11 protein-coding genes are annotated in these 13,171 nt (G+C 70.1%); 9 read left to right on the forward strand and 2 right to left on the reverse strand.

The window, feature by feature from the left end; all coding sequences use genetic code 11:
- Positions 1-127: 127 nt before the first annotated feature.
- Positions 128-493, reverse strand: coding sequence for a nuclear transport factor 2 family protein (locus tag FLX07_RS30955; RefSeq protein ID WP_142575225.1), 366 nt, complete (start codon positions 491-493; stop codon positions 128-130).
- Between the two features lie 126 nt (positions 494-619).
- Positions 620-2,275 (reverse strand): class I adenylate-forming enzyme family protein, encoded by a 1,656-nt coding sequence (locus FLX07_RS30960; RefSeq protein ID WP_142575226.1) that lies wholly within the window; start codon positions 2,273-2,275, stop codon positions 620-622.
- Between the two features lie 192 nt (positions 2,276-2,467).
- Here FLX07_RS30960 and argC point away from each other — a divergent pair, with 192 nt between their 5' ends.
- The 9 genes from argC to tyrS all read left to right on the forward strand — a co-directional run bounded on the left by argC (position 2,468) and on the right by tyrS (position 12,370).
- Entirely contained in the window at positions 2,468-3,490 is a 1,023-nt protein-coding gene (gene argC, locus FLX07_RS30965) for an N-acetyl-gamma-glutamyl-phosphate reductase (protein ID WP_142575227.1), read from the forward strand.
- A 28-nt stretch (positions 3,491-3,518) separates the two neighbouring features.
- Positions 3,519-4,673: a bifunctional glutamate N-acetyltransferase/amino-acid acetyltransferase ArgJ gene (gene argJ / locus FLX07_RS30970; protein ID WP_142575228.1), complete on the forward strand. Its 1,155-nt coding sequence runs from the start codon at positions 3,519-3,521 to the stop codon at positions 4,671-4,673.
- A complete protein-coding gene (gene argB, locus FLX07_RS30975; RefSeq protein WP_142575229.1) occupies positions 4,670-5,650 on the forward strand; it encodes an acetylglutamate kinase in 981 nt (326 codons plus the stop codon). Before argJ ends, argB begins: the two co-directional genes overlap by 4 nt.
- Positions 5,651-5,691: 41 nt before the next feature.
- Positions 5,692-6,837 (forward strand): acetylornithine transaminase, encoded by a 1,146-nt coding sequence (locus FLX07_RS30980; protein WP_223854450.1) that lies wholly within the window; start codon positions 5,692-5,694, stop codon positions 6,835-6,837.
- The gene (gene argF / locus FLX07_RS30985; RefSeq protein ID WP_142575231.1) at positions 6,830-7,903 is read left to right on the forward strand and encodes an ornithine carbamoyltransferase; all 1,074 of its coding nucleotides are present in this window, start codon (positions 6,830-6,832) and stop codon (positions 7,901-7,903) included. Before FLX07_RS30980 ends, argF begins: the two co-directional genes overlap by 8 nt.
- The gene (locus tag FLX07_RS30990) at positions 7,900-8,484 is read left to right on the forward strand and encodes an arginine repressor (protein ID WP_142575232.1); all 585 of its coding nucleotides are present in this window, start codon (positions 7,900-7,902) and stop codon (positions 8,482-8,484) included. Before argF ends, FLX07_RS30990 begins: the two co-directional genes overlap by 4 nt.
- Positions 8,485-8,895: 411 nt before the next feature.
- The gene (gene argH / locus FLX07_RS30995; RefSeq protein ID WP_142575244.1) at positions 8,896-10,308 is read left to right on the forward strand and encodes an argininosuccinate lyase; all 1,413 of its coding nucleotides are present in this window, start codon (positions 8,896-8,898) and stop codon (positions 10,306-10,308) included.
- Positions 10,290-10,973 (forward strand): DNA-3-methyladenine glycosylase, encoded by a 684-nt coding sequence (locus tag FLX07_RS31000; protein WP_142575233.1) that lies wholly within the window; start codon positions 10,290-10,292, stop codon positions 10,971-10,973. The genes argH and FLX07_RS31000 overlap by 19 nt, the downstream gene beginning before the upstream one ends.
- Before the next feature lie 131 nt (positions 10,974-11,104).
- Entirely contained in the window at positions 11,105-12,370 is a 1,266-nt protein-coding gene (tyrS, locus tag FLX07_RS31005) for a tyrosine--tRNA ligase (protein WP_142575245.1), read from the forward strand.
- Positions 12,371-13,171: the final 801 nt, after the last annotated feature.

Genomic DNA, 13,171 nt, shown 5'->3' on the forward strand with positions numbered 1-13,171 from the left:
GCCCGCGCCCGGCCCTCTCCCGAGGGCGCATGGGGCGACCGGCAGCCTGAGGAACGCGGCGACGTGGCCGGCCTTCCGGAGCCGCCCGGGGGTGGAAGTCCCGCGCGGCTCCGGAGCGGGTGCGCGATCAGGCGGGGACCTTGTCGAGGAAGCCGTACACGTTGCGGATCCGGCCGTCTCCGGTGAGCGTCACGACGTCGAAGCCGATCACGACGGGTTCGCCGGCGGCTTCCGGGCCCAGGTGCCAGGTGAAGCGCGCGATGTCGTGATGGCCGTCCACGGGCCCGCCCAGGGTGAACACGAACCCGGGGAACATCTCCTGCGCCCCGGCGATCACGGCGGCGATCCCCTCGTGCCCGGCGACGGCGGCCAGCGGGTCGACGTAGCCGCCGTCCTCGGTCCACAGGTCCGCCACCGCCTTCGCCCTGGCCTCGTCGTCGCGCTCGTTCCAGGTGGCGATGTAACGCTCGGCCAGGGCGGTGTAGTCGGTCATTGTCCACTCCTTCGGGGATGTCTTCCGTGACGACACGTGAACGGTGTCACGCGGCCCCGAGAAGAGGCGATTACGCGGGAGGTAACCGGGCCCCCGCCGATCGCTGCCCCGTCGCCCTGCGGACGGCTAGAGGCCCAGGGTCTCCTTGCGCAGGTGGGTCTTGAGCACCTTGCCGCCGGGGTTGCGCGGCAGTTCGGCCTCCCTGAACCAGAACCGCACCGGCACCTTGAACGCCGCGATGCGGCCGCGCAGGAACTCCTGGAGCTCCTCGCCGCCGGCCTCGGCGCCCTGCCTGAGCCGTACGACCGCGCCGACCTGCTCGCCCATCTCGTCGTCCGGGATGCCGATCACGGCCGCGTCGTCCACCGCGGGATGCTCGAACAGGGCGGCCTCGACTTCGGCGCAGTAGACGTTCTCGCCGCCCCTGATGACCATGTCCTTGGCGCGGTCGACGATGTAGACGTAGCCGTCCTCGTCGATGCGGGCCAGGTCGCCCGTGTACAGCCAGCCGTCCACGAGCGTCTCCGCGGTGGCGTCCGGGCGGTTCCAGTAGCCCATGATCACGATCGGCCCGCGCATGCACAGCTCACCGACCTGGCCGCGCGGCAGCTCGGCACCGAGCGGGTCGCAGACCTTGACGTCCACGACGGCGAGCGGCAGCCCGATGCTGTCGGGCTTGGCCAGGTAGTCCCCGCCGCTGTTGTAGATCGCCAGCGCCGTCGTCTCGGTCATGCCGTATCCGTTGGCGGGCGTGCGGTTGGGGAGCGACTCGGTGATCCGCTCCAGCAGCTTCGGGGGAGCCGGGGCGCCACCGTACGAGATGGAGCCGAGCGAGGAGATGTCGTGCTTGTCCAGGTCGGCGTGCGACAGCAGCTGCCAGGCGTTGGTCGGCACGCCGCTCATCACGGTGACCTTCTCGCGCTCGATGAGCTCCAGGGCCCGCTTGGGGTCCCACCTGTACATCAGCACGAGCCCGCCGCCGCTGAACATCGTGGTCATCAGTACGGCGAAGCAGCCGGTGACGTGGAAGAGGGGCACGGTCAGCAGGGTGATCCTGCGCTTTTCCGCCGCCGCGGCCACGTCCCTGCCGGCCATCGCCACCGTCCGCATCATCGCGTACGCGACGGTCATCGGCGCCTGGCCGAGGTTGCGGTGGCTGCCGAGGGCGCCCTTGGACCTGCCCGTGGTGCCGGAGGTGTAGAAGATCGTGGCGGGGTCGTCGGGGCCGATCTCCACCGCCGGCAGCGTCACGTCGGCGCGGACCTCGCCGAGGACCTCCGCCCAGTTGGCCCCCTCGCCCCGGGTGACGATCATCGGCAGGCCGCTGCCGGCCATCCGGGCGGCCCGCTCGCCGTCGGCGATCACGACCTTGGCGCCGGAGTCGCTCAGGCCGTACTCCAGCTCCTGCTCGGTCCACCAGGCGTTGAGCGGCACGGCCACCGCCCCGGCGGCGAGCACCGCGGAGAAGGAGACGATCCACTCGGGGTAGTTGCGCATGGCCACGGCGACGCGGTCGCCCTCGCGTACGCCGTAGTCGTCAACCAGGCGGTTGGCGAGCGTCGCGGCCAGCCGGAAGTGCTCCTCGTACGTGATGCGCTCGTCCTCGTAGACGACGAACACCTTGTCCCCGTGAAACCGGGTGATCTCCAGGAGGGCCCGGAAGGTCGCTGGCGCGTGCTTCCACGCCCGGATCTTGTGACCGCCGACCTCGACCTCTTCCATCTCGAAGAGCTGCCCCGGCGCCGTGAGCTGGGCCTGGACCTGTTCGTTCGTGATCGTCATGCTGGCGCACTCCCGGATTCGTTCGTTAACCGGAGGTTTCACGATACCGACCGGTAGGTACGTCTGCTAGATGTCCATTCTTCGGAACGCCGCTTGCATGCTCATGCTTTGCGATGCATACTCTCTACACCAGCAAGAACATGAGGTCTCCTGCATGATCATGCAGGGCTCGTCAGGAGTCGGGGGGCACGGATGAGGGCGGCGATCGCCGGAGCCAGCGGCTACGCGGGAGGAGAGCTGCTACGTCTGCTGCTCGGACACCCCGCCGTCGAGATCGGCGCGCTGACCGCCGCGTCCAGCGCGGGCACCAGGCTCGGCGCCCACCAGCCCCACCTGCCGTCGCTGGCCGACCGGGTGATCGAGCAGACCACCCCCGACGTGCTCGCCGGTCACGACGTCGTCTTCCTCGCCCTCCCGCACGGTCAGTCGGCCGCGGTCGCCGCCGAACTCGGCGACGACACGCTCGTCGTCGACTGCGGCGCCGACTTCCGGCTGACCGACGCACAAGAGTGGACGGCATTCTACGGCGGCGTCCACGCCGGCACGTGGCCCTACGGCCTGCCCGAGCTGCCCGGTCAGCGAGAGGTCCTGCGCGGCGCCCGGCGCATCGCGGTCCCGGGCTGCTACCCGACGGCCGCGACGCTGGCGATGTTCCCCGCCTTCGCGGCCGGGCTGGCCGAGCCCGACGTCGTGGTCGTCGCCGCGAGCGGCACCTCCGGAGCCGGCCGGGCGCCCAAGACCCACCTGCTCGGCAGTGAGGTCATGGGCTCGGTCAGCGCGTACGGCGTGGGCGGGGTGCACCGGCACACCCCGGAGATGGAGCAGAACCTGTCGGCGGTCGCCGGAGGGCCGGTGCGGGTGTCCTTCACGCCGACCCTCGCGCCGATGAGCCGCGGCATCCTGGCGACCTGCACGGCTCCCGCCGCCCCAGGCGTCACCCCCGCCGCGGTCCGGGAGGCGTACGAGGCGGCGGTGAAGGACGAGCCGTTCCTCCGCCTGCTGCCCGAGGGGGTCTGGCCGGCGACCGCGATGACGGTCGGGGCCAACACCGCGGCCCTGCAGGTGACCGTCGACGAGCGGGCCGGGCGGATCGTCGCCGTCGTCGCCATCGACAATCTCACCAAGGGGACGGCGGGCGGCGCGATCCAGAGTGCCAACCTCGCTCTCGGCCTGCCGGAAGAAGTCGGCCTTCCCATCAATGGAGTCGCACCGTGACCAAGATCGTCCCCTGTGAGGAGCACGCATGAGCGTGACCGCACCGCTTGGCTTCCGCGCCGCAGGAATTGTCGCCGGAATCAAGAGTGGCGGCGCCCGCGACCTGGCCCTGGTCGTCAACGACGGCCCCTCACGTGCCGCGGCCGGAGTCTTCACCCGCAATCGCTTCAAGGCCGCGCCCGTCCTGTGGTCGGTTCAGGTCCTCAACGGCGGCCGGGTGAGGGCCGTCGTCCTCAACTCCGGCGGCGCCAACGCCTGCACCGGTCCGCTGGGCTTTCAGGACACCCATGCCACCGCCGAGAAGGTGGCGGAGGTCCTGGACGACTCCGCGGCGGAGATCGCGGTCTGCTCCACCGGCCTGATCGGTGAGCGGCTGCCGCTGGACGCGCTGCTCGGCGGCGTCGGGACCGCGGCCGCCCAGCTCAGCCGCGACGGCGGCCTGGCGGCGGCCGACGCGATCCGGACCACCGACACCGTAAGCAAGATCTCGTTCCGCCGCGGGGAGAACGGCTACATGGTCGGCGGCATGGCCAAGGGTGCTGGAATGCTCGCGCCCGCGCTCGCCACGATGCTGTGCGTGCTGACCACCGACGCCGACCTCACGTCGGAGGAACTCGACACGGTGCTGCGCAGGGCGACCTCCGTGACGTTCGACCGGCTCGACACCGACGGCTGCATGTCGACCAACGACACCGTGCTGCTGCTCGCGAGCGGAGCGTCGGGCGTGCGCCCCGACGTCGCCGAGTTCGAGAAGGTCGTCACCGCTGTGTGCGGGGACCTGTCCCGGCAGCTTCTGGTCGATGCCGAGGGCGCCTCGAAGGCGATCGCCATCGAGGTCGTCGGCGCGGCGTCGGAGGAGGACGCGGTGGCGGTGGGCCGTTCGGTCGCCCGCTCGAACCTGCTCAAGTGCGCGATCCACGGTGAGGACCCCAACTGGGGCCGGGTGGTCAGCGCGGTCGGCACCACCGACGCCGTGTTCGACGCGGAGCGGGTGAACGTGGCGGTCAACGGCATCTGGATCTGCCGCGGCGGCGCGGCGGGAGACGACCGCGCCAAGGTCGACCTGCGGCCCCGCGACGTGACCATCACCATCGACCTGTCCGCCGGCCCGCATTCCGCGACCGTGCACACCACGGACCTCACGGCGGCCTACGTGCACGAGAACTCGGCGTACTCGTCATGAACGTCAGACGGAACGGCGCCCTGGACAAGGCGCACACCCTGATCGAGGCGCTGCCCTGGCTCGCGCGCTTCCACGGCGCGACCATCGTCATCAAATACGGCGGCAACGCGATGACGGAGGAGCACCTGCGGGCCAAGTTCGCGGCCGATGTGGTGTTCCTGCGCTACGCCGGCCTGCGGCCGGTGATCGTGCACGGCGGCGGCCCGCAGATCCAGTCGCACCTCGATCTGCTCGGGATCGACAGCCACTTCGTGTCCGGGCTGCGGGTGACCACGCCCGAGGCGATGCAGGTCGTCCGGATGGTCCTGGTCGGCCAGGTCAACCGCGACGTGGTCGGGCTGATCAACGGGCATGGGCCGTTCGCGGTCGGCATGTCCGGCGAGGACGCCCACCTGTTCACCGCCGAGCGCAAGCACGTCGTCGTGGACGGCGTCAAGGTCGACATCGGACAGGTCGGGGAGATCGTCCGGGTCGAGGCCGGCGCCGTGCGGGCCCTGCTGGACGACGGCCGCATCCCGGTGGTGTCGTCCGTGGCCCGGGGCGAGGACGGCGGGATCTACAACGTCAACGCCGACACCGCCGCGGCCGCTCTCGCCGTGGCGCTCCAGGCGTCGAAGCTCATCGTCCTCACCGACGTCGAAGGGCTGTACGCCGACTGGCAACCTCCTGCCGAAGGCGGGGAATCAGGCTCGGGTGAGGAGGTCATCAGCCGCATCGGGGCGTCCGAACTCGCCAGGTTGCTGCCCTCGCTGTCCAGTGGCATGGTGCCGAAGATGGAGGCATGCCTGGCGGCCGTGCGCGGTGGCGTCCCACAGGCCCACGTGCTCGACGGGCGGGTGCCGCACGCGCTGCTGCTGGAGGTCTTCACCGACGAGGGCATCGGGACGATGGTCGAGCCCGACGACGCCGCCCCGGCGGGGCGAGGCGGGATCGGAGCGACGGCGGACGGCGCCGTGAACGGGGAGGTTGCCAGGTGACCACCAACGACGAACTACGCGGACGCTTCGAAGCGGTGTTCATGCGCAACTACGGGGTGCCGCCGGTCGCCATAGCACGCGGCGAGGGCTGCGCGGTCTGGGACGTGGACGGGCGCCGCTACCTCGACCTCATCGGCGGCATCGCGGTGACCTCGCTCGGCCACAACCACCCGGTCCTGGTCGAGGCGGTGTCCCGGCAGGTGTCCACGCTCGCGCACACCTCGAACCTGTTCCTGAACGAGCCCGAGGTGCTGCTCGCCGAGAAGCTGCTCGCCCTGCTCGGAGAGCCCGCGCGGGTCTTCCTGTCCAACTCCGGCACCGAGGCCAACGAGGCGGCAGTCAAGATCGCCATCAAGTACGGCAAGACGCATGGCCGCGGCTACATGGTGGCGGCGGAGAACGGCTTCCACGGCCGCACGCTCGGCGCGCTGTCACTGACGGGCAAGCCCTCGATCCGCGACCAGTTCGGGCCGTTCCCACTCGACGTCAGGTTCGTTCCGTACGGGGACGCGGACGCGCTCAAGAACGCGGTGACCGAGGACTGCTCCGCGGTCTTCCTGGAGCCCACCCAGGGTGAGGCCGGTGTCATACCGCCGCCCGACGGCTACTTCCGCACCGCCAGGGAGATCTGCTCCTCGGCGGGGGCGCTGCTCGTCGCCGACGAGATCCAGTCGGCCATCGGCCGCACCGGGCACTGGTTCGCCCACCAGGCGGAGGGGGTCGTCCCCGACGTCCTGACGCTGGCCAAGGGCCTCGGCGGAGGCATGCCCATCGGTGCCTGCATCGGCTTCGGCGAGGCCGGCGAGGTCTTTGCCAAGGGCGACCACGGCTCGACCTTCGGTGGCAACCCGGTCTCGTGCGCGGCGGCACTCGCGGTGCTCGACACGATCGAGCGCGACGGACTGCTCGGCAATGTCGCGACGGTGGGGGCGCTGCTGTCCGAGGGAATCGCCGCCGTGCGGCATCCATTGCTCAAGGGAGTCAGGGGACGCGGGCTCTGGCTCGCCGCCGTGCTCACCGCGCCGAAGTCGGCGCAGGTGCAGGCGGCGGCGCAGGAGGCCGGATTCCTGGTCAACGCCCTGCAGCCCGACGCGGTGCGGCTCGCGCCGCCGCTTGTCATCACCGAATCCGATGTGCAGACCTTCCTCGACGCGCTGCCCGGCATCCTGGAGGCCGCAGATGCCTGACAACGACCTTGTGAACCCCGTCGCCGGCCCGGGCCAGGGTGGTCAGACGGAGTGGGTGAGACAGGGCGCGGACCCGGCGCAAGTTGGACAGGGCGCGGACCCGGCGCGAGTCGGCCAGGGCGCGGACCCGGCGCAGGTAAGACACTTCCTGCGGGACGACGACCTCTCGCCGGAAGAGCAGGCGCAGGTGCTCGACCTCGCCGAAGCGATGAAGAAGGACCGGTTCGGCTACCGGCCCTTCGAGGGCCCCCGCACGGTCGCCGTGCTGTTCGACAAGCCGTCCACCCGCACCCGGGTCTCCTTCACCGTCGGTGTCGCCGAGTTGGGCGGCCAGCCTCTGCTCATGGACCTCGGCACGTCGCAGATGGGACGCGGAGAGCCGATCGAGGACACCGCGCGGGTGCTGTCCCGGCAGGTCGCGGCGATCGTGTGGCGGACGGCGGGCCAGGAGCGCATCGAGGTGATGGCGGCCCACTCCACGGTGCCGGTGGTGAACGCGCTGACCGACGAGTTCCATCCCTGCCAGATCCTCGCCGATCTGCAGACGATCCGGGAGCACAAGGGCACGCCGCGGGGCCTCACGCTCGCCTATCTCGGCGACGGCGCCAACAACATGGCCCACTCCTACCTGCTGGGCGGGGCCACGGCCGGCATGCACGTCCGGATCGGGGCGCCGGCGGGCTACCTGCCCGACGCCCTGGTCATGGAGCGGGCTGCCGAGATCGCGGCGGCCACGGGCGGATCCGTCACGGCGGTGACCGATCCGGAGGCCGCGGTGGCCGGGGCGCACGTCGTCGCGACCGACACCTGGGTGTCCATGGGCCAGGACGGCAAGGACGAGCGGGTCGCGGCCTTCGCCTCCTATCAGGTGTCCACGGCCCTGCTCGGCCTGGCGGATCCGGGCGCGATCGTGCTTCACTGCCTCCCGGCGTACCGAGGGCTGGAGATCGCCGCGGATGTCATCGACGGACCGCAGAGCGTGGTGTGGGACCAGGCGGAGAACCGGCTGCACGCTCAGAAGGCGCTGCTGCACTGGCTGGCGACGCGGGGTGCGGAGGGGTCGTGACCATCCCGCTGACCAAGGCGGCCCGGCACGCGCGGATAGTGGAGCTGCTGACCAGGCACAAGGTCCGCTCACAGCCCGAGCTGGCCAAGCTCCTGGCGGAGCAGGGAGTGGAGGTCACCCAGGCCACGCTCTCCCGCGATCTCGACGAGCTGGGCGCGCTGAAGCTGCGGGCCGACGACGGCACGCTGGTCTACGCGCTGCCCGGCGAGGGCGGGGGACGGATACCGATCTACCGGACCGGTGCCGCCACCAGCGTGCTGGAGAACCCCGACGCGCGGCTGCGGAGAATCGCGGAGGAGCTCCTGGTGTCGGCCGAGGCGTCGGCCAACCTCGTGATCCTGCGCACGCCGCCGGGAGCGGCACAGTTCCTCGCCTCGGCCATCGACCACGCGGGCTGGGAGTCGATTCTCGGCACGGTGGCCGGCGACGACACGATCCTCGTCATCAGCCGTGATCCGACCGGGGGGCAGGCGCTGGCCAAGACCCTGCTCAACCTGGCGACCCGCCGCCCGCCCGACGTGACCAGGCACAAGCTCGCCGTGGAGGTCCGCGATCATGGCAGTGAGAAACAGGAACCATGACGTGCCGGGCCCACTCACGGGCGGACTCGGCGCATCGGTGGCCGTCTTCTCCCTTACCGGGAGGACCGGTGCGCAGACCGTGGGAGAAGGGCCCGCCGGCCGAGGTCGGCAGGAGATCGCCGCACTCGATGGACCACACGGAAATCGCGGCCGCGCGGATACCCGCCAGGCCTGATTCACCCGGTATACGCCCCGGTTCCGGTGCAGGGACCGGGGCGTACGTCGGCTAAGGTCGCGGATTAGTCCCGCAGAAGGATCCGCGTGAAGGATTCGCGTCGAAGGTTCATCCGAGAAACCGGATAAGGCGCACGGATCCATATATGACGGCCCCGGGCGGGAACGGCGCGCGGTCATTTTTTTCTGCAGGGACTTGAATATCGGAGGGAGAAGACGGTGGCGGACAACAAGCCGATGCGGCTCTGGGGTGGCAGGTTCGAGGGGGGACCCGCGGACGCCCTCACGCGCCTGTCGGTGAGCGTGCAGTTCGACTGGCGGCTCGCGCCGTACGATCTGCTGGCCTCGCGCGCGCACGCGCGCGTGCTGCACCGCGCCGGGCTGCTCACGCAGGAGGAGCTCGGCCGCATGCTGGGCGCGCTCGACGACCTCGATCAGGCATGCCGCAAGGGGGAGTTCCGCCCCACCGTGGCCGACGAGGACGTGCACACGGCGCTGGAGCGCGGCCTGCTCGAACGGCTCGGCTCCCTGGGCGGCAAACTCCGCGCCGGCCGCAGCCGCAATGACCAGATCGCCACCGACCTGCGCCTCTACCTGCGTGACCACGTCCGCGTGATCGTCTCCCGGCTTGTCGAGCTGGAGACGGCGCTGATCAGCCAGGCCGAGGAGAACGCCGACGTCGCCGCGCCTGGCATGACGCATCTGCAGCACGCCCAGCCCGTGTCCTTCGGCCACCAGCTTCTGGCCCATGTCCACGCGCTCACCAGGGACGTGCACCGCCTCCGTGACTGGGACACGCGCGCGGCGGTCTCGCCGCTCGGCTCGGGCGCGCTGGCCGGGTCCTCCCTGCCGCTCGACCCCGCCGCCGTCGCCGCCGAACTCGGGTTCGACGCGCCCGCGCCGAACTCGATGGACGCCGTCGCCGACCGCGACTTCGCGGCCGAGTTCCTGTTCTGCGCGGCGCTGATCGGCGTGCACATCTCCCGGCTCGGCGAGGAGATCGTGCTGTGGGCCTCGCAGGAGTTCCGGTGGATCGAGGTGGACGACGCCTATTCCACCGGCTCGTCGATCATGCCGCAGAAGAAGAACCCCGACGTGGCCGAGCTGGCCAGGGGCAAGAGCGGCCGGCTGATCGGTGCGCTGATGTCGCTGCTGACGACCCTCAAGGGCCTGCCGCTCACCTACAACCGCGACCTGCAGGAGGACAAGGAGCCGGTGTTCGACGCGGTCGACACCCTACTCCTGGTGCTCCCCGCCGTGTCGGGCATGATCTCCACGATGCGCGTGAACAAGGCCAAGCTGGAGGCCAGCGCGCCCGACGGCTTCGCCCTGGCCACCGACCTCGCCGAACTGTTGGTCCGCCGCGGGGTGCCGTTCCGCGAGGCGCACGAGGCGGTCGGCCACCTGGTGGTGTGGTGCCAGGTGAACGACAAGGACCTCGGTGAGCTCACCGACGACGAGCTGGCCAAGGTATCGCCGCACTTCGCCGTCGACGCCACGGGTGCGAGCGTTCGCGACGTGCTGAACGTGCACGGCGCGCTGGCCGCCCGCAGCGCCTTCGGCGGCACCGCGCCCGACCGGGTCCGCGACCAGATCGCGAACCTCCGTGAGGTCGTCGACGGTCAGGCGGCATGGGCGAACGAGAGCTGATCGGGGACGTCGCGGGCGCCCCGCTCGGCCGCGACTTCTTCGACCGCCCTTCCGACGTGGTCGCGCCCGACCTGCTCGGGCGCGTGGTCGTGCACGGGTCGGTGGCGGTGCGGCTGAGTGAGGTCGAGGCGTACGGCGGGCCGGGGCAGGACCCGGCCTCCCACACCTATCGGGGTCGCACTCCGCGTAACTCGGTCATGTTCGGTCCCCCGGGGCACCTCTACGTCTACTTCACGTACGGCATGCACTTCTGCGCCAATCTCGTGTGCATGCCCGCGGGCAGCGCCTCGGCCGTCCTGTTACGCGCCGGCGAAGTGATCGCGGGTGTGCACACCGCGCGCATCCGGCGCATGCCGCACGCCGACGGGCCGGACCTGGAGGGGTTGGTGCGGCGTGTCCCGGATCGCGATCTCGCGCGTGGGCCGGCCAGGCTCACCGTGGCGCTCGGCCTGGTCAGGGACCACAACGGAACGGACTGCTGCTCCGGCGGTCCGATCCGGGCGCACGAGGGCCGGCCCGTGCCGTCCAGCCAGATCAGGACAGGTCCTCGCACCGGCGTGTCGACGGGGGCCGAGACGCCCTGGAGGTTCTGGATCGACGGCGACCCCACCGTCTCGCCATACCGCGCCCACGTTCCCCGGCGTCGAGGCCGAGCCATGAGCTGACGCGTAGGTAAGAAGTGGCGATAAGGTTTCGTGATCAGGCAGGCTTGTACGGAAGCCCGTGCATCCACCATCGATAAGCGAAAGCCACGACCGTGACCGCAATTTCAGGCAACCTCGTGCCGACGTCGGAGATGGCTGACATCCTCGACGAGCTCGAGTGGCGCGACGTGCTCGCGCAGACGACCGACATCGACGCGCTGCGAAAGGCGCTGGCGGACGGTCCGATCACCGTTTATGCGGGCTTCGACCCGACCGCACCCTCTCTGCACGTGGGCAACCTCGCCACGCTGCTGATCCTGACCCGTTTCCAGCGGGCAGGTCACCGGCCCATCGGCCTGGTCGGAGGCGCCACCGGTTTGATCGGTGACCCGAGCGGCCGCAGCACCGAGCGGGCGCTGAACTCCAGCGACATAGTCGCCGAATGGGTTTCACGAATTCGGGTGCAGGTCGAGAAGTTCCTGTCCTTCGAGGGGGGACCGACAGCGGCGGCGCTGGTCAGCAACCTCGACTGGACCGCGAACCTGTCGGCGATCGATTTCCTCCGGGACATCGGCAAGCACTTCCCCGTCAACCGCATGCTGGCGAGGGAGTCGGTCTCCGCTCGGCTCGCTGGCGAGGGGCTCAGCTACACCGAGTTCAGTTACCAGATCCTGCAGGCCAACGACTACCTCGAGCTGCACCGGCGGCACGGATGCGCGTTGCAGGTCGGCGGCAGCGACCAGTGGGGCAACATCATCGCGGGCGTCGACCTGATCCGCCGGGTCGACGGAGCGCATGTCCACGCGCTGACCGGCAAGCTGATCACCAAGGCCGACGGCACGAAGTTCGGCAAGACGGCCGGCGGCGCGGTCTGGCTCGATCCCGCGCTGACCTCGCCGTACGCGTTCTACCAGTACTGGCTGAACGCCGACGACCGGGACGTGGTGCGCTTTCTCAAGGTCTTCACCTTCCGGACACGCCAGGAGATCGACGAGCTGGAACTAGCCGTGGCCGAGCGGCCGGCCGCTCGGGAGGCGCAACGCGCCCTGGCCGAGGACCTGACGACTCTGGTCCACGGCCCCGACGAGCTGGCCGGGGTGATCGCGGCTTCGCGCGCGCTGTTCGGGCAGGGCTCGCTGGCCGAGCTCGACGCCCGTACGCTGGAGTCCGCGCTCGCCGAGGTGCCCAAGGCGGTCCTGCCCGCCCTGGGCGCGCCGTACGTCGAGCTGCTCGCGCAGAGCGGCCTGGTCGAGTCGAAGTCCGCAGCGCGCCGGGCGGTCAAGGAGGGCGGCGCGTACCTGAACAACACGAAGATCACCGACGAGGAGTACGTGCCCTCGGCGGACGACCTGCTGCACGGCCGCTTCCTCGTGCTGCGCAGGGGCAAGAAGACGGTCGGCGGCGTCGAGATCGCCTGACGTCCCCGCGCTGCGCTGACGTCGACTTCGTGATGTTCGGCCCCGTGTTGGCTTGGCACCGTGCCGGCCTGACACCACGCTGGCTTGGCAATCGCTGACTTGGCACTGGGCAGCCGCCCCGGTCCTGGACCGGGGCGGCTGTTTTATGGCCAAAAGTTGCTGTGACGTAGGTAACAATCGTATGGCGCGGAAGATCGCCTGCGCCGGAAGTTCCCGTCTGACCTAGGGTTTCGGCCATCTCGGCGTGATTTGACGGCCGGGTCGACGTTGCCTAATGTTCTCTTCGCCCCCGGGAGCACGGGACGCCGAAAGGCGGCCAGGCCCCGGCGGGTAAGCCACTCCGACAGCCATCCAGACGGGGCGTTCGCGTCAAGCCCGGGTCGCTCGTGGCGCGCCAGACTGAAAGGTTTGACGCGAGGCGGGCGAGGGTTTAAGATGGAGTGGTTGCCCCGAAAGGGGTGGTCGCTCTCACAAGAGCATCAGCCGAGATCGTGTGGCCCTCCAGGTCCGCGATGTGGCGATCGTCTTAGAGTCGGCCGAACGGAAGTCATCGCCCTGGATCTCGAGACTCCCTGGTGGGTTTCGGGTGATGGTGGTCGCGTCCGTTTCTTGAGAACTCAACAGTGTGCTAAAAGCCAGTGCATGAATCATGCATGACCCCGTCATAGCGGCACTTCGGTGTCGGTGACGGATTCCTTTGACGGCATCCTTCCTTAGCCGGGGGGTGTCTGCTGGGGATTACTTTTCAAGCATTGTTTGGAGAGTTTGATCCTGGCTCAGGACGAACGCTGGCGGCGTGCT

Origin of the sequence: Microbispora bryophytorum (genome assembly GCF_006874465.1) — a bacterium.
GTDB lineage: Bacteria > Actinomycetota > Actinomycetes > Streptosporangiales > Streptosporangiaceae > Microbispora > Microbispora bryophytorum.

Bases quoted from the DNA above. Each gene is read 5' to 3' on its own strand.
- argC (WP_142575227.1), top strand. From the start codon at position 2,468: ATGAGGGCGGCGATCGCCGGAGCCAGCGGCTACGCGGGAGGAGAGCTG.
- argB (WP_142575229.1), top strand. From the start codon at position 4,670: ATGAACGTCAGACGGAACGGCGCCCTGGACAAGGCGCACACCCTGATC.
- argJ (WP_142575228.1), top strand. From the start codon at position 3,519: ATGAGCGTGACCGCACCGCTTGGCTTCCGCGCCGCAGGAATTGTCGCC.
- FLX07_RS30960 (WP_142575226.1), bottom strand. From the start codon at position 2,275: ATGACGATCACGAACGAACAGGTCCAGGCCCAGCTCACGGCGCCGGGG.
- argH (WP_142575244.1), top strand. From the start codon at position 8,896: ATGCGGCTCTGGGGTGGCAGGTTCGAGGGGGGACCCGCGGACGCCCTC.
- tyrS (WP_142575245.1), top strand. From the start codon at position 11,105: ATGGCTGACATCCTCGACGAGCTCGAGTGGCGCGACGTGCTCGCGCAG.
- FLX07_RS31000 (WP_142575233.1), top strand. From the start codon at position 10,290: ATGGGCGAACGAGAGCTGATCGGGGACGTCGCGGGCGCCCCGCTCGGC.
- FLX07_RS30955 (WP_142575225.1), bottom strand. From the start codon at position 493: ATGACCGACTACACCGCCCTGGCCGAGCGTTACATCGCCACCTGGAAC.
- argF (WP_142575231.1), top strand. From the start codon at position 6,830: ATGCCTGACAACGACCTTGTGAACCCCGTCGCCGGCCCGGGCCAGGGT.
- FLX07_RS30980 (WP_223854450.1), top strand. From the start codon at position 5,692: ATGCGCAACTACGGGGTGCCGCCGGTCGCCATAGCACGCGGCGAGGGC.